General features: G+C 71.7%; 12 protein-coding genes. 9 read left to right on the top strand and 3 right to left on the bottom strand.

Annotated elements, in window-relative coordinates; genetic code table 11:
• Positions 1 to 57: 57 nt before the first annotated feature.
• Entirely contained in the window at positions 58 to 1,668 is a 1,611-nt protein-coding gene (locus ABZ848_RS29495; RefSeq protein WP_360836750.1) for an acyl-CoA synthetase, read from the bottom strand.
• Positions 1,669 to 1,855: 187 nt separating this feature from the next.
• Here ABZ848_RS29495 and ABZ848_RS29490 point away from each other — a divergent pair, with 187 nt between their 5' ends.
• The 8 genes from ABZ848_RS29490 to ABZ848_RS29455 all read left to right on the top strand — a co-directional run bounded on the left by ABZ848_RS29490 (position 1,856) and on the right by ABZ848_RS29455 (position 10,866).
• Entirely contained in the window at positions 1,856 to 2,656 is an 801-nt protein-coding gene (locus tag ABZ848_RS29490; RefSeq protein WP_360836749.1) for a crotonase/enoyl-CoA hydratase family protein, read from the top strand.
• Positions 2,657 to 2,678: 22 nt separating this feature from the next.
• On the top strand, positions 2,679 to 3,620 hold the full coding sequence (locus ABZ848_RS29485) for an OB-fold domain-containing protein (RefSeq protein WP_360836748.1): 942 nt from the start codon (positions 2,679 to 2,681) through the stop codon (positions 3,618 to 3,620).
• Positions 3,617 to 4,666, top strand: a complete 1,050-nt coding sequence (locus ABZ848_RS29480) for a thiolase domain-containing protein (protein ID WP_360836747.1) — start codon at positions 3,617 to 3,619, stop codon at positions 4,664 to 4,666. Before ABZ848_RS29485 ends, ABZ848_RS29480 begins: the two co-directional genes overlap by 4 nt.
• Positions 4,663 to 5,829, top strand: a complete 1,167-nt coding sequence (locus ABZ848_RS29475) for a thiolase domain-containing protein (protein WP_242776783.1) — start codon at positions 4,663 to 4,665, stop codon at positions 5,827 to 5,829. The genes ABZ848_RS29480 and ABZ848_RS29475 overlap by 4 nt, the downstream gene beginning before the upstream one ends.
• Before the next feature lie 93 nt (positions 5,830 to 5,922).
• A complete protein-coding gene (locus tag ABZ848_RS29470; RefSeq protein WP_030927201.1) occupies positions 5,923 to 6,165 on the top strand; it encodes a DUF397 domain-containing protein in 243 nt (80 codons plus the stop codon).
• Between the two features lie 128 nt (positions 6,166 to 6,293).
• The gene (locus ABZ848_RS29465; RefSeq protein ID WP_360836745.1) at positions 6,294 to 7,196 is read left to right on the top strand and encodes a universal stress protein; all 903 of its coding nucleotides are present in this window, start codon (positions 6,294 to 6,296) and stop codon (positions 7,194 to 7,196) included.
• 196 nt (positions 7,197 to 7,392) lie between these two features.
• A complete protein-coding gene (locus tag ABZ848_RS29460) occupies positions 7,393 to 10,275 on the top strand; it encodes an AAA family ATPase (protein ID WP_360836743.1) in 2,883 nt (960 codons plus the stop codon).
• 93 nt (positions 10,276 to 10,368) lie between these two features.
• A complete protein-coding gene (locus tag ABZ848_RS29455) occupies positions 10,369 to 10,866 on the top strand; it encodes a hypothetical protein (RefSeq protein ID WP_360836741.1) in 498 nt (165 codons plus the stop codon).
• Between the two features lie 6 nt (positions 10,867 to 10,872).
• On the opposite strand, the gene ABZ848_RS29450 is transcribed toward ABZ848_RS29455, so the two are convergent.
• Both ABZ848_RS29450 and ABZ848_RS29445 read right to left on the bottom strand, forming a co-directional pair.
• On the bottom strand, positions 10,873 to 12,849 hold the full coding sequence (locus ABZ848_RS29450) for a peptidoglycan recognition family protein (protein WP_360836739.1): 1,977 nt from the start codon (positions 12,847 to 12,849) through the stop codon (positions 10,873 to 10,875).
• 249 nt (positions 12,850 to 13,098) lie between these two features.
• Complete coding sequence (locus ABZ848_RS29445; protein WP_242776826.1) at positions 13,099 to 14,241, bottom strand: aminoglycoside phosphotransferase family protein; 1,143 nt, start codon at positions 14,239 to 14,241, stop codon at positions 13,099 to 13,101.
• A gap of 233 nt (positions 14,242 to 14,474) precedes the next feature.
• Between ABZ848_RS29445 and ABZ848_RS29440 the strand changes: the two genes are divergently transcribed.
• Positions 14,475 to 15,971 (top strand): hypothetical protein, encoded by a 1,497-nt coding sequence (locus ABZ848_RS29440; RefSeq protein ID WP_360836737.1) that lies wholly within the window; start codon positions 14,475 to 14,477, stop codon positions 15,969 to 15,971.
• Positions 15,972 to 16,032: the final 61 nt, after the last annotated feature.

The following is a 16,032-nucleotide window of genomic DNA, read 5'->3' as shown; positions in this document are numbered from 1 at the left end:
GCCCACCGGACTCCGCCCTGCTGCCCCGGGCGGGCCGTGTCCCTCTCGCGTCATGGCCTAGCGGTCCGCCGCCACCGCCATGTCCTTGGCCCACCGGTAGTCCGCTTTCCCGCTGGGCGACCGCCGTATCGCCTCGGCGATCACCAGCTGGCGCGGGATCTTGTACCCGGCGAGATGGCTGCGACAGTACGACTGGATGTCCTCCAGCGACGGACGCACCGCGCCCTCGCGCAGCTGTACGACCGCCGCCACGTGGTTGCCCCACTTCGCGTCTGGCACCCCGGCCACCAGCGCGTCGTACACGTCGGGGTGGGCCTTGAGCGCCTGCTCGACCTCCTCCGGGTACACCTTCTCGCCCCCGGTGTTGATGCACTGCGAGCCCCGGCCGAGGACGGTGACGATGCCCTCCTCGTCCACGGTCGCCATGTCACCGAGCAGCACCCAGCGCCGGCCGTCCTTCTCGAAGAAGGTCTCGGCGGTCTTCTTCGGGTCGTTGTAGTAGCCGAGCGGCACATGTCCGCACTGCGCGACCCGGCCCACCTCACCGACCGCGACCGGCTCGTGCGTGGCCGGATCCACCACCTGCGTACGGGAGTTGACCCGGATGCGGAAGCTCTGCCCGGCCCCGGAGTCGGCCGTCGCCGTGCCGTTGAACCCGGACTCGGACGAGCCGTAGTTGTTGAGGAGCATGGTGTTCGGGAGCAGCTCCTGGAACTGCCGGCGCACGGTCTCCGACATCACCGCGCCCGACGAGGACACGCTGAACATCGACGAGCAGTCCGTGCCCTTCATGGGCCCGTTCAACGCGTCGATCAGCGGTCGCAGCATCGCGTCGCCGACCAGCGACATGGCGGTGACCTTCTCCTTCTCGATCGTCCGCAGTACCTCCTCGGGTACGAACTTCCGGTGGATCACGACCCGTTGACCGAAGTTGAAGCCGATGAAGGAGGTGAGGGTGGACGTGCCGTGCATCAGCGGGGGAGTGGGGAAGAAGGTGATCCCGGAACCGCCGGCCGCGACCCGTTCGGCGAGCTCCTGCGGCTTCTTCACCGGCTCACCGGTCGGCGCGCCGCCGCCCAACCCCGAGAAGAACAGGTCTTCCTGACGCCACATCACACCCTTGGGCATGCCCGTCGTGCCGCCGGTGTAGATGATGAACTGGTCGTCCCCCGACCGCGTGGGGAACCCGCGCTCCGGCGAACCGCCCGTCTCCGCCTCGGTGAAGGGTACGGCGGCGGCTCCCTCGCCGTCGCCGCCGACCCGCACCAGGTGCCGCAGCTTCGGACACTGCGGCAGCGCGGCCGCCACCCGCCCGTCGAACTCCGCGTCGAAGACCAGAGCCACCAGATCGGCGTCCCGGTAGAGGTACACCAACTCGTCCTCTACGTAACGGTAGTTGACGTTCACCGGCACGATCCGCGCCTTCAGACAGCCGAACACCGTCTGCAGGTACTCGATCCCGTTGTAGAGGTGCAGCCCGAGATGTTCGCCCGGGCGGATCCCGGCGTCGATCAGATGGTGGCCGATGCGGTTCGCCGCCGCGTCCAGCTCCGCGTACGTCAGCCGGCGCTCGACCCCCGTGCCCGGGTGGTCGACGTACACCAGGGCCTCGCGGTCGGGCACCACGTCGACGACCGACTCGAACAGGTCCGCAAGGTTGTACTCCACCGCTCCTCCTGACCCCGGCAGCCATGAACGAAGAGACGCGCATCCATCGGTTCGCCGGTCATCAGAGCAAAGGGCGCGGCAAGTGGGAAGGGTTCGCGCCAAGAAATCTGACTGTCTGTCAGAAAACTCTTGAAGTGCCTCCCCCGCTACTGCAACCTGTTCTCGTTCCAGGAGAGGGGAGACGGCAATGGGTGGGACGGAACACCTCACCGTGCGGCGCGAGGGCGCCACACTGGTGCTCACGCTCAACAGGCCCGAAGCCAAGAACGCGCTCTCGCTGTCGATGCTGGTCGGTCTGTACGACGGCTGGGTCGAGGCCGACGAGGACGACGAGGTCCGCTCGATCGTGCTGACCGGGGCGGGCGGCGCGTTCTGCGCCGGCATGGACCTCAAGGCCCTCGCCGGAAAGGGCATGGAGGGCGAGCATCACCGGGACCGCCTCAAGGCCGACCCGGACCTGCACTGGAAGGCCATGCTGCGCCACCATCGCCCCCGCAAACCGGTGATCGCCGCCGTCGAGGGCTACTGCGTGGCGGGCGGCACCGAGATCCTCCAGGGCACCGACATCCGGGTGGCGGGGGAGTCGGCGACCTTCGGGCTGTTCGAGGTCAAGCGGGGACTGTTCCCGATCGGCGGCTCGACCGTCCGGCTGCAGCGCCAGATCCCGCGCACCCACGCCCTGGAGATGCTGCTCACCGGGCGCCCGTACAGCGCGCAGGAGGCCGCGGACATCGGCCTGATCGGCCACGTCGTCCCCGACGGAACCGCCCTCGCGAAGGCCTTGGAGATCGCCGAACAGATCAACGGCTGCGGCCCGTTGGCGGTCGAGGCCGTCAAGGCGTCCGTCTACGAGACCGCCGAGATGACGGAGACGGACGGCCTCGCCTCCGAACTCAAGCGCGGCTGGCCGATCTTCGACACCGCCGACGCCAAGGAGGGCGCCCGCGCCTTCGCGGAGAAGCGACCGCCCCTGTACAAGCGCGCCTGATCCCCGAAGGAGACAGTCCCCGATGCCAGAAGTCCTCAAGGCACCCCTCGCCGTCGAATTCCCCTTCACCCGCTCCCTCGGCCCCGTGCAGAGCGCCTTCCTGACCGGTCTGCGCGAACGCGTCGTCCTCGGAGTGAAGACCACCGACGGCCGCGTCCTCGTCCCGCCCGTCGAGTACGACCCCGTCACCGCCGAGGAGATACGCGATCTCGTCGAGGTCGCCCCCACCGGCACGGTCACCACCTGGGCCTGGAACCACGAACCCCGGCGCGGCCAGCCCCTCGGCACCCCCTTCGCCTGGGTCCTGGTCCGCCTCGACGGCGCCGACACCGCGCTCCTGCACGCCCTCGACGCTCGCGGCCCCGACACCGTGCGCACCGGCATGCGGGTGCGGATCCGGTGGGCCGAGGAGCGCGCGGGGGCCATCACGGACATCGCCTGCTTCGAGCCGTACGACGGCGAAGCGGTCCAACCGGCGGGCCACAGCGGCGAGTTCGCCGACGCGATCACCGGGATCGTGGCGCCCGCCCGGCTCGACTACACCTACTCACCGGGCCGCGCCCAGTCCGCCTACATCCACGCCCTCGCCGACCGCCGGACCGTCGGTGAGCGCTGCCCCTCCTGCCGGAAGGTGTACGTGCCGCCCAGGGGCGCCTGCCCCACCTGCGGCGTCGCCACCGCGGAGCAGGTCGAGGTAGGGCCGCGCGGCACGGTCACCACCTTCTGCATCGTCAACATCAAGGCGAAGAACCTCGACATCGAAGTGCCGTACGTCTACGCCCACATCGCCCTCGACGGCGCCGACCTCGCGCTGCACGGCCGGATCGGCGGCATCCCGTACGACCAGGTGCGGATGGGGCTGCGGGTCGAGGCCGTGTGGTCGGACGACGCGCGCTATCCGGACCACTACCGGCCGACCGGGGAGCCGGACGCGGAGTACGACACCTACAAGGAGCTGCTGTGATATGTGACATAGCACTGGTCGCCTTCGCCCAGACCGACCACCGGCGCACCACCGACGACCTCTCCGAGGTCGAGATGCTGATGCCGGTCCTGCACGACGTCCTCGGACAGACCGGCCTCAAGACCGCCGACATCGGATTCACCTGCTCCGGCTCCAGCGACTATCTCGCCGGCCGCGCCTTCTCCTTCACCCTCGCCCTCGACGGCGTCGGCGCCTGGCCGCCGATCTCCGAGTCGCACGTCGAGATGGACGGCGCCTGGGCCCTGTACGAGGCCTGGACGAAACTCCTCACCGGCGAGGCGGAGACCGCCCTCGTCTACTCCTACGGCAAGTCCTCGCCCGGCTCCGTACGCGACGTCCTGACCCGCCAGCTCGACCCGTACTACGTCGCCCCCCTGTGGCCCGACTCCGTCGCCCTGGCCGCCCTCCAGGCACAGGCCCTCATCGACGCCGGCGACACCGACGAGCCCGCGCTGGCCGCAGTCGGCGCCCGCAGCCGCGCGGACGCCGCCGCCAACTCCCATGCGCAGCTGCGCGGTTCGGTGCCGCAGGGCGACTATCTCGTACGGCCCCTGCGGACCGGCGACTGCCCGCCCATCGGCGACGGAGCCGCCGCCGTGATCCTCGCGGCCGGGGACCGGGCGAGGCAGCTGTGCGAGCGGCCCGCCTGGATCCGGGGCATCGACCACCGCATCGAGGCGCACAGCCTCGGCGTGCGCGACCTGACCGACTCGCCCTCCGCCCGCCTCGCCGCCGAGAAGGCCGGCGCCTTCGAACGGCCCATTGATCTCGCCGAGTTGCACGCTCCCTTCTCCTCGCAGGAGGTCGTGCTGCGCAAGGCGCTGCGGCTCGGCGACGACGTGCGGGTGAACCCCTCGGGCGGGGCCCTCGCCGCCAACCCGATGATGGCCGCCGGGCTGATCCGGCTCGGCGAGGCCGCCGCCGCGATCCACCGGGGCGAGTCCGACCGGGCGCTCGCCCACGCCACCTCCGGGCCCTGTCTGCAACAGAACCTGGTCGCCGTACTCGAAGGGGATCCGCGATGAGCAAGGAGCCCGTGGCCGTCGTAGGGATCGGCCAGACCAAGCACGTGGCGGCGCGCCGGGACGTCTCGATCGCCGGGCTGGTCCGCGAGGCCGCGCAACGGGCGCTGGACGACGCCGAGTTGACGTGGGCCGACATCGACGCCGTCGTCATCGGCAAGGCGCCCGACTTCTTCGAGGGCGTCATGATGCCCGAGCTGTACCTCGCGGACGCGCTCGGCGCGGTCGGCAAGCCGATGCTGCGCGTGCACACGGCCGGCAGCGTCGGCGGCTCCACCACCCTCGTCGCCGCCAACCTGGTCGCCGCCCGCGTCCACGGCACCGTGCTGACCCTCGCCTTCGAGAAGCAGTCCGAGTCCAACGCCATGTGGGGCCTGTCCCTGCCGATCCCCTTCCAGCAGCCGCTGCTGGCCGGGGCCGGCGGGTTCTTCGCGCCGCACGTGCGCGCGTACATGCGACGCAGCGGCGCGCCGGACACGGTCGGCTCGCTCGTGGCGTACAAGGACCGGCGCAACGCGCTGAAGAACCCGTACGCGCATCTGCACGAGCACGACATCACCCTGGAGAAGGTCCAGGCCTCGCCCATGCTGTGGGACCCGATCCGCTACTCGGAGACCTGCCCGTCCTCCGACGGCGCCTGCGCGATGGTGCTGACCGACCGGGCGGGAGCCGCCCGCGCGCCGCGGCCGCCCGCCTGGATGCTGGGCGGGGCCATGCGCAGCGAGCCGACCCTGTTCGCCGGCAAGGACGCCGTGTCGCCGCAGGCCGGCAAGGACTGCGCCGCCGACGTGTACCGGCAGGCGGGCATCGCCGATCCGCGCCGGGACATCGACGCGGTCGAGATGTACGTGCCGTTCTCCTGGTACGAGCCGATGTGGCTGGAGAACCTCGGGTTCGCCGACGAGGGCGAGGGCTGGAAGCTCACCGAGTCCGGGGTCACCGAACTGGACGGTGATCTCCCGGTCAACATGTCCGGCGGGGTCCTGTCGACCAATCCGATCGGCGCCTCCGGCATGATCAGGTTCGCCGAGGCGGCGCTCCAGGCGCGCGGGCAGGCCGGAGAACACCAGGTGGAAGGGGCGCGACGGGTCCTCGGACACGCCTACGGCGGCGGCTCGCAGTTCTTCTCGATGTGGCTCGTGGGCAGCGAACCACCGGACTCGTGAAGGTCTCCGGAAAGGTCCCCCTCACGTGGCCTGTTGGCAACAGAAACCGATCGCTAGGCTGGCCGCGGACGACGAATCGGGAGGAGCACGGACGTGGCCGAGAGCACCATCCAGCAGCACCCGCTTGCGGGCTGGGACAAGCCCGAGCTGGACCTCAGCACCGCCGACTGGCACTCGAGCAGCCGTGGCCTGGGGGATGTCCAGATCGCCTTTGTCGAGGGATTCATCGCGATGCGCAACAGCGGCCGCCCGGAAAGCCCTTCTCTGATCTTCACGCCCGCGGAATGGGGCGCGTTCGTGTCGGGGGCGCGGGAAGGGGAGTTCGATCTGACCTGAGCCGTCGGGCCGATCCGGGGGTGTTCCTCCCCTTTTTCCGGACACGCGACCTTGAGCGCCCTTCCGGGGCCGGAGCCTGAGCGAGGCTGGCCCCGGGGGCAAGGCCGTACTCCGGAGGTGAGGAACTCATGAGCAACCTGCCGGTCATCGCAGCCGTCGACGGTTCGGACGACAGCCTGCGCGCACTGGACTGGGCCCTGGACGCCGCCCGCAGACGCGGGACGGCGCTCCGGGTGGTACACGTGCGGCAGTACGCCCACTGGGCACAGCCCGACGTCCTCGTCGCCGGGCCGCCGGACCCGGACGAGGACTCGGTCCTCGAACAGGTACGGGCCCATGTGGCGGACGTGGCCGAACGGCCGGTCATGGAGTACCTCGGCCTGGAGGGCGCGCCGTCCGCGATGGTGCCCGAACTGGGCTCCACCGCCCAGCTGTTGGTGCTCGGTTCCCGCGGCCGCGGCGGCTTCGCCAGCCTGCTCCTCGGCTCCAACGGCATGGCCGCGGCGCGCGACGCCGAGTGCCCGGTGGTGATCGTGCCGAGGCCCGGACGCGAGGTCCACGGCGACGTACCGGCCGAGCCCGGCCCGCGCGTCGTCGTCGGCCTCCAGGTGGACGCCCCCGACGAGGCGACCCTCGACTTCGCCTTCACCGAGGCCGCGCTCCTCGGCGCCCGCCTCCAGGTGGTGGCCGCCTACGCCTGGCCGCCGCAGAGCTGGGCCGCGCCCGGCGAATTCGTGCCGCTGATGATCGACCAGGACGCCGTCGAGAACGAGACGTGGACCCTCGCCGAGGGGTTCCTCGCCCCGCACCGCAAGAACCACCCCGACGTCCGCGCCGACGCCCACGCCATCCCGGGCGACGCGGCGGGCTCGCTGGTCGCCGCCTCCAAGGACGCCGAACTGGTCGTGGTCGGCCGCCACCGCCGCCGGCTGCTCGCACCGGCCCGCATGATGGGCTCGGTCACCCAGGCGGTACTGCTGCACGCGGCGAGCCCGGTGGCGGTGGTCCCGCCGACGCCGGCGGAGGAGTGAGGAACTGCTTCGAGGCCGACGTATCCCACGGCTGGGGCGGTCAGAGTCGGCGCCGCAACACCGGCTGAAATCAGGTCCGGTCAGTAATGGGCGAACCGGGTCGCGTGACCTCGTCGAGGCGTACGCTGAGGTGCTTGTAGGTCACGGTGTGCGCTCGCTCCCCGCGCGGGTCTACCACCGTGGCAGGGGGTACACCATGGTGCAGCGCATCGTTCGGAGCAGAAGGATCCTCTTCGAGCGCGAGAGCGAACTCGCCGCCGTCGACGAGGCGTTGGGGGAGCTCACCGGCCTGCGCATGGACGGGGCCGAGCCGTCCGACCGCCCTCGCGGCGCCCTGCTCGCCTTCGCCGGACGCGCCGGCATCGGCAAGACCACCCTCCTCGCCGAGGTCCGTCGCCGCGCCGCGACCAGGGGCTGCACCGTACTCTCCGCCCGCGGCGGCGACCAGGAGCAGCGCGTCGCCTTCCACGTCGCCCGCCAGCTGCTGCAACCCCAGTTCGCCGGCGCCGCGGAGACGGATCTCCGTGCCTCGCTGGGCAGTTGGTACGACATCGTCGGCCCCGCCCTCGGCCTGTGCGCGCCCACCGACGGCGCCCCGCCCGACCAACAGGGCCTGCGCGACGGCCTGGACTGGGTGCTCACCCATCTCGCCGCGCTGCGCGCCCCGATGGTGCTGGTGCTGGACGACGCCCACTGGGCCGACCCCGAATCCCTGGGCTGGCTGGCCGCGTTCGCGCCGCGCGCCGAACAGCTCCCGCTGCTGGTCGTGGTCGCCTACCGGCCCGACGAACTCCCGGACCACGCCGAGTCGTTCAGGGGACTGCCCGGCCGGGCGGGCGGACGTCCCCTCGACCTGGAGCCGCTCAGCGCCGCCGCCGTCGCCCGGCTCGTCCGCGAGGCGCTCGGTGCGCAGGCCGACGACGCGTTCTGCCGGGAGTGCTGGGCCGTCACCGCCGGAAGCCCCTTCGAGACCGTCGAGTTGATCGCCAAGGTGCGCGACCGCGGGGTCACCCCGACCGAGGCCGGAGCCCATCTGCTGCGCGACCTGGCCGCCGCCGTCAAGGGCAGCGGCCTCATCGCCCGCCTCGAACGCCTCGGCGCCTCCACCGTCCGCTTCGCCTGGGCCTGCGCCGTCCTCGGCACCGAGATCCACCCCCTGCTCGCCGCCGCGGTCGCCGGCCTCGGCCACGAGGAGGCCGCCGACGCGGCCGACGCCCTGCGCGGCGCCCGCATCCTCACCGGGGCCGACACCCTGGAGTTCGTCCACCCGTTGATCGCCACCGCCGTCTACCGGGCCATCCCGCCCGCCACCCGGGTCGCCCTGCACGGCCAGGCCGCCTGGTGCGTGATCAACGACGGCCAGGGCCCCTCCGCAGCCGCCCGCCACCTCCTGGAGACCCACCCCGACGGCGACAACTGGGTCGTGCAGCAACTGCGCGCCGCCGCCGAGGAGACCCTCCGGGCCGGCGCCCCCGACGCCGCCCGCAGCTACCTCGCCCGCGCCCTGCGCGAACCCCCGCCCTTCGAGGACCGCGCCGCCGTCCTCTACGAGCTCGGCTCGGCCTCCCTGCTCACCGAACCGGCGACCACCGTCAACCACCTCCGCGCCGCCCTCGAGGAGCCCATCGCCGATCCCGGTCTGCGCCAGCACATCGTCTACCGGCTCTCCCAGGTCCTCGCCCACAGCGACCGCCTCGCCGAGGCCTCCGACACGCTCGCCCGCGAGATCCCCCTCACCGAGGACGCCCGGGTCCGGCTGCGCATGGTCTCCGAGCAGTTCATGTGGGACGCCTTCCGCGCCGACGAACCCGACCACCCCGCCCGCTCCCGCCGCCTCACCAAGCTCGCCGACCGCCTCAAGGGCCGTGACCTCACCGAGCGCTACATCATCGGCCTGCGCACCTGGGACGCCGTGCTGCGCGGCGAGCCCGCGCACATCGCCCTCCACCACGCCGAGCGCGCCCTCACCGGCGGCCTCGGCTGGGCCGAGCCCGACCGCGGCTTCGAGGTGCCCGTCCTGGTCGCACTCGCCTTCATGTACGCGGACCGCCCCGGCCGCACCGAGGAGCTCTTCGCGGCCGGCATCGCCGACTTCGAACGCCAGGGCTGGCGCGGCGCCCACCTCTCCTTCGCCTACACCCTCCTCGCCTACGTCCGCTACCGCCGCGGCCGCCTCGCGGAGGCCGAGGACTTCGTCCGGGCCGGCCTCAGGCTCGCCGAGCGCGTCGGCCCCGGCACCCCCGCCCACTGGTACGCCGTGGGCATCCTCATCGAGGTCCTGCTGGCCCGGGGCCGCCTGACCGAAGCCACCCGGACCGCCGAGGACTACTCCTTCTGCGCCCCCTTCCCGGCCGCCGTCGTCTTCCCCGACGCCCAGACCGTGCACGGAGAGCTCCTGCTGGCCCGCGGCCTCACCAAGGACGCCGCGGAGGAACTCTCCGCCGCCGGCCGCCGCCTCGACCCCCGCGGCATCCGCAACCCCGCGTGGTGCCCCTGGCAGCTCCACCTGGCCCGCGCGGAGGCCCACGAAACCCCCGAACGCGCGGTCACCACAGCCCTCGAGGCCCTCTCCCGGGCCCGCCAGTTCGGCACCCCGTCAGCGGTGGGCCAGGCCCTGCGCACAGCAGCCGAGGTCTCCTCGGGCTCGGCCCGCATCAAGTTCCTGGAGGAGTCGGTAACCCACCTGGAACGCTCCCCGGCGGCTTATGAGCTGGCCTGCTCCCTCATCGCCCTGGGCACCGAACTCCGCCGCACGGGCCGACCCAGGGAGGCCGCCGAACACCTGTACCGGGGCCTGGACGCGGCGGTGCAGTGCGGCGCGGACGGCTTGGTAGAGGCGGCCCGAGACGAACTGGCCGCGGCAGGCCTGCGCCCACGCCGCCTGCACAGCACGGAGACGGACACGTTGACGGCCCGGGAACGCACCGCCGCCCACCTCGTCACCGAGGGGCTCACCGAAGGCGAGATAGCGAGGCAGCTACGCATCGACGAGCCGACAGTCGTACGCCTGCTGTCATCGGTCTACCGAAAGGTCGGCACGGAAAGCACAGGACTGGCGGCCGCTCTCAAGCCGACGTAGGGCCGACCCACCTCAGGGGCGCGGGGAACTGCGCGCCCAGCCCCCACTCACCCGCACCCGCATGACCACCGCGCCGCCCCGTACCATTGCCCCATGTCGTTCCTCCGCCGCCGCAGCGCGACCCCCGCCGGTCCAGACTTCGACGTCCTGGCCATGGACCCGGGCGACTGGCCCGGCAACCTCGGCGCCGGCCTCCTCCCCGCGCCCGACGGCTCCTGCCAGGGCGTCTTCCTGCGCTACGACCTCTTCGGCGGCCGCGGCCCCGCGATGATCATCGGCAACCTCCCCGAGGGCTCCCCGGCCCGCGAGGTCGGCGAGGGCGAGATCCCCTTCGAGGTCGCCCAGCTGCTGCTCGCGCTGGAGAACGAGGAGGAGGTGACCGTCGTGGGTGTCGAGGACATGCCGGTCATGCAGGGCGACAACCTTCTGATCGTGCGCCGCCTCAAGCTCTCCGAGAGCCGGATCTCCTGCGTCCAGTTCGACCGCAGCGACAACGTCCTGGTGACCATCGCCGCCTGGGACCGCCCGATCACCGACGACCTGTACGCCCTGCTGAAACCGCTCCCGGCGGAGCTGTTCCAGCAGGGCTGATCCGGTCTACGACACCGACGGCAGCACCCGCACGTCAGCGGCGCGCACGAACTCCACACGGTGTCCGAACTGGATCTCGTAGTACAGGTCCTTGCCGACGACGACCTTGTGCGAGTCGGTGGTGAAGGTGACCGCGTAGTAGTACTCGCCGGGCACCTTGCCGCCGACCACGTACCGCTGTCCGGCCGGGAGCGTGTACGGCAGCGGCGACACCGCCTGCACGGGCACCCCCGCCGGGTACGCGGAGGCCTCCGGGTAGGCGCGCCCGTACACCGGAATGCTGTCGAGACCGTCCTTGGGCGTCACGACCAGCCCCTTGGCGGGTACCGCCGTCGGGTCGTTCTTCGGGTTGCGGAACCAGGCCTTCTGGCCCAGGTACCAGATCGCCGTCCAGTCCTTGTACGTCCCGGCGACCGCGTACTGCTGCCCGGTCGAGGCACGCGAGCCCACGTCGTTCACGTCGATCGTCGAGTCGGCGCCCTTGTGCAGGCCGACGTCCTTGATCAGGGCCGAGTTCTCGTCGTGGTCGGAGTACAGCCGCACCTCGCTCGAACCATGGGACGCGCATGGCTGACCTGCGGTGACGCAGCCCGTGTAGGCCGGCTGGTTGGTCGCGTAGTCCGGCAGGATCGTCACCAGCCCGCCCTTCTTGCCGGCGGTGCGCTTGAAGGGGTGGCCCAGCAGCTCGAAGTAGTGCCGCCAGTCCCAGTAGGGGCCGGGGTCGGTGTGCATGCCGGGGATGGTCGACGTCGTCGGACCGGGCACGTTGTCGTGGCCCAGGATGTGCTGCCGGTCCAGGGGGATGCGGTACTTCGCGGCCAGGTATCGCACCAGCCGCGCCGAGGACCGGTACATCGCCTCCGTGTACCAGGCGTCCGGCGCCGCGAGGAAGCCCTCGTGCTCCAGGCCGATCGACTTGGCGTTGACGTACCAGTTCCCCGCGTGCCAGGCCACGTCCTTGGCCTTCACATGCTGGGCGATCAGACCGTCCGTGGAGCGCAGGGTGTAGTTCCACGACACATAGGTCGGGTCCTGGATCAGGTTCAGTACGCCGTCCCAGGCGCCCTCCGTGTCATGGATGACGATGTACTTGATGCTCTGCGACGCAGGCCGGTCGCCCAGGTCGTGGTTGCCGTAGTCGTTGTCCCCGAACTCCTCGTACGGCGCTGGGATCCACTCGCAGGACACCGACTTCGGGCACTCCGTGCCGTCCGCGGACACCGTGCGCAGGCCGGTCCTCGCGAGCTGCGCGGTGTCCGGCGCCAGACCGGGCTGCGCGGCCAGCGCGACCTGCTGGCCGGCGTCGGTGGTGCGTTCCTCGCCGGTGCGCAGGACGTCGTAGACATCGTTGGCATACACCGCCGCCGTCGCCGTGTCGTCCGCACCCGAGAAGCGCGCCACCGCTCCGTACCAGTCCGCCGGGTCGTCGCTCAGCGGCTCGCCCAGCTCCTTCTGCGCGGCGGCGAGGAGGGCCGCACCGCCCGCCACGTTGGCGGCTTCGTCGGTACGCAGCTGCTGAGCCGGAATCCCGGTCAGCTCGGCCGCCTTCGGCAAGGTCTTGAGGCGGGCCGGGAGCTGGGAGTTCGCCGGCACCTTCGTGTCGGGGTGCAGGGCGGCGCGGGCGCCGTCCCCGCGGGCGTCCTCCGTGCCCTCGCTGTGGTGCGAGGCGGTGGCGAGCGCGGTGCGGGCGTCGGTGAGGTGCATGGGGCCGTAGCCGCCGGTGACGCTCGGCGCGCCCGCGTGACCGTCCCAGCGGGACTGCAGATAGGAGACGCCGAGGAGGACGCTCTGCGGTACGTGGTACTCGGCGGCCGCGGCGGCGAACGCCCGCTGCAGCGAGCTCGCGGACGACCCGGCGGTGCTCGCGGCGGGGGCCGCGCCGAGCAGCGGAAGCACCAGGGCCGCCGAGGCGAGGGCGCCGGCGGCGCGACGGGCGCGTCTGTGGCCGGGGACGGAGGTGGGGTGGGTGGGGGATCCTCGCAATGCAGCCTCCAGGGACGGGCGAGCGTGGCGGGGCGTGCAGGGCCGTGCGGTGGGTCAGTGGTACCGGCTGGCCGACGATCCGTCAATCATGCCCAGAGGCAGGCGATTTCCCATGTCAACACGAGGATGGAGGAGTTTCGTGGCGGAGGCTTTCGGGCCTGCGGGGCGTCAGTGGCGTACACCAATGGCCCGTACATACGAAGGTCCGCGGTGCGCCGCCGTTCTGGCGCACCGCGGACCTTCGTCCCCTCAGCGAGTGCCGACCGCCGCGCGTACGGCCCGGCGGGCCAGCTGGCAGTCGTCGTGCAGCCGCCGCAGCAGCAGCCGCTGTTCCTCGCCGGACGGCGCAGCACCCTGGTGGGCCACTCCCGGTGCCGCCGGGGCCGAGTCGTGCATCGAACGCTGCACGGCCGTCTCGTAGGTACGGATCTCACGCGTCAGGACGAGCATCAGGTTCACCAGGAACGCGTCCCGGGAGGCCGGGCCCGCCGACTGCGCGATCTGGCTGATCTGACGCCGGGCCACCGGGGCGTCGCCGAGGACCGACCACAGCGTCGCCAGGTCGTAGCCCGGCAGGTACCAGCCCGCGTGCTCCCAGTCCACCAGCACTGGACCGGCCGGGGACAACAGGATGTTCGAGAGCAGTGCGTCGCCGTGGCAGAACTGGCCCATGCCGTGCCGGCCCGAGGTCGCCGCGATGCCGTGCAGCAGCTTCTGCAGGTCGCCCATGTCCCGGTCGGTGAGCAGGCCCAGTTCGTGGTACCGGGAGATCCGGGCCGCGTAGTCCAGCGGGGCGTCGAACGTGCCCGCCGGCGGCCGCCAGGCGTTCAGCCGGCAGACCGCGCCCAGCGCCGCCCTGATGTCGGCGCGCGGCGGGGCCTCGGCCGGGTGCCGCTGGAGTGCCGCCACCCGTCCCGGCATCCGCTCGATGACCAGGGTGCAGTTGTCCGGGTCCGCCGCGATCAGCCTCGGCACGCGCACCGGAGGGCGGTGCCGGACGAACGAGCGGTAGGCCGCTATTTCATGGCGGATCCGCTCGGACCACACCGGGGAGTGGTCGAGTAAACACTTGGCGACGGCCGTACTGCGCCCGGTCGTTCCGACCAGGAGCACGGACCGTCCGCTGCGGCGCAGCACCTGGACCGGAGCGAACTCCGGGCAGATCCGGTGCACCGACGCGATGGCCGTACGCAGCTGGGCGCCCTGGGGGCCGGACAAGTCGAGTCTCCCGCTGAGCGGTTGGGTGCCGAGCCCCGGGACGCGCCGCGTCCTGCCCGCACCGAGCACGGGAGCGGCCGCGGGACGCGCGGGGTCGAGATAGGGGCCGCTGCCGCCCGGGCGGGGGTGCAGCGACCGGGGCGGGGCGGACACGGAGGACGATGCTGCGTACATGGGCGAAACAGATCCCTTCGTGTGCCTGCGACGTCGATGCGCTACCCGGCCCGGCCCCTCGGGAGCACCCTGGGGAATGTCCCTCGGCAACCGGGTCGGGGTGGCGCGTTCCTACCTGACACCCGATGACCAGTGGCACACCATGTGGCGCACCCTGGCGAAGCCTGGCGAATAGTCCCGCGGCAACTCTGCCGGGGCTACTGTCAACTCAGCCGAGAACCTGGGGGCTTGACGTGAGCGGACAACCCAACACCCGCCTTTCGGACCTGTTCGGCATGGCCGGCTGGTCCAAGGGTGAACTCGCGAGGCTGGTCAACCGGCAGGCGGCGGCCATGGGCCACCCCCAGCTCTCGACCGACACCTCCCGGGTGCGGCGGTGGATCGACATGGGGGAGATCCCCCGCGATCCGGTGCCGCGGGTGCTGGCGGCTCTGTTCACCGAGCGTCTCGGCCGTGTCGTGACCATCGAGGACCTCGGTCTGGTCCGGCACGGGCGTACGGGAAAACGGCAGGACGCCGCCGGGAGTGTGGAACATCCCGACGGTGTGCCGTGGGCGCCCGAGCGGACGGCTGCGGTCCTCACCGAATTCACGGGAATGGACCTCATGCTCAACCGACGCGGCTTGGTGGGCGCGGGTGCCGCGCTCGCCGCGGGATCCGCACTCAGCAGCGCCATGTACGACTGGCTGCACACCGACCCGACTCTCTCCGCCGACGCCCCCCAGTTCGAAGACCCCCTGCACGCCGACCCCGCTGGGTTCGACCGCTACGAGGCCGCCCCCATCGGGTCGCAGGAGATCGAGGAACTGGAGCGCTCGGTGGAGGTGTTCCGGGCCTGGGACGCGGCCCGCGGCGGCGGGCTGCAGCGCAAGGCGGTCGTAGGCCAGCTCAACGAAGTGGGCGGCATGCTCGCCTACCGACACCCCGACCATCTGCAGCGGCGCCTTTGGGGCGTCGCCGCCAACCTCGCCGTACTCGCGGGCTGGATGTCGCACGACGTCGGCCTCGAACCCACGGCCCAGAAGTACTTCGTCATCGCCGCCCACGCGGCCAGAGAAGGCGGTGACCGGCCACGTGCGGGGGAGGCGCTCTCCCGGGCGGCCCGCCAGATGGTGCACCTCGGCCGGCCCGACGACGCACTCGACCTGATGAAGCTCGCCCAGTCCGGCTCCGGCGAAGAGGTGCTGCCGCGCACCCGCGCCATGCTCTACACCATCGAGGCCTGGGCACAGGCCTCCATGGGCAAGGGGCAGGCGATGCGCCGCACCCTCGGCCAGGCGGAGGACCTCTTCGTCTCCGACCGGGGTGATGTACCGCCGCCGAGCTGGATGCAGATGTTCAAGGAGGAGGATCTGTACGGCATGCAGGCCCTGGCCTACCGCACGCTGGCCGAGCACGAGCCCGGTGCGGCCGTGCACGCCCAGCACTACGCGGAGAAGGCCCTGGCCCTGCGGGTCGACGGACGCCAGCGGTCGAAGATCTTCGACTTCCTGTCCATGGCCTCCGCCTGCTTCATCGCCGACGACCCCGAACAGGCGGACCGTTACGCACGCCTGGCCCTGATGTCGATGGGATCCAACTCCTCCCACCGCACCTGGGACCGGCTGCGCCAGATGTACCGGCTCACCGCGGAGTACTCCAGCTACCCGAAGATCCACGAGCTGCGGGAGGAGATCGAACTGGCACTGCCCAGGCCGGCGTCGAGGGGCGGCAACAGCGCACGGGCATAGGGGGCCTGTGGAGCTGTCGCTGAAACCAGGGTTACTTCACCCGCGGCATCCGGGGTGATTT

Source organism: Streptomyces sp. NPDC047081, assembly GCF_040643775.1.
Taxonomy (GTDB): Bacteria; Actinomycetota; Actinomycetes; order Streptomycetales; family Streptomycetaceae; genus Streptomyces.
The sequence above is the reverse complement of the archived record's forward strand: the minus strand, read 5'-3'. Positions and strand labels throughout refer to the sequence as shown.

Bases quoted from the DNA above. Each gene is read 5' to 3' on its own strand.
- ABZ848_RS29490 (WP_360836749.1), top strand. From the start codon at position 1,856: ATGGGTGGGACGGAACACCTCACCGTGCGGCGCGAGGGCGCCACACTG.
- ABZ848_RS29485 (WP_360836748.1), top strand. From the start codon at position 2,679: ATGCCAGAAGTCCTCAAGGCACCCCTCGCCGTCGAATTCCCCTTCACC.
- ABZ848_RS29475 (WP_242776783.1), top strand. From the start codon at position 4,663: ATGAGCAAGGAGCCCGTGGCCGTCGTAGGGATCGGCCAGACCAAGCAC.
- ABZ848_RS29465 (WP_360836745.1), top strand. From the start codon at position 6,294: ATGAGCAACCTGCCGGTCATCGCAGCCGTCGACGGTTCGGACGACAGC.
- ABZ848_RS29460 (WP_360836743.1), top strand. From the start codon at position 7,393: ATGGTGCAGCGCATCGTTCGGAGCAGAAGGATCCTCTTCGAGCGCGAG.
- ABZ848_RS29455 (WP_360836741.1), top strand. From the start codon at position 10,369: ATGTCGTTCCTCCGCCGCCGCAGCGCGACCCCCGCCGGTCCAGACTTC.
- ABZ848_RS29445 (WP_242776826.1), bottom strand. From the start codon at position 14,241: ATGTACGCAGCATCGTCCTCCGTGTCCGCCCCGCCCCGGTCGCTGCAC.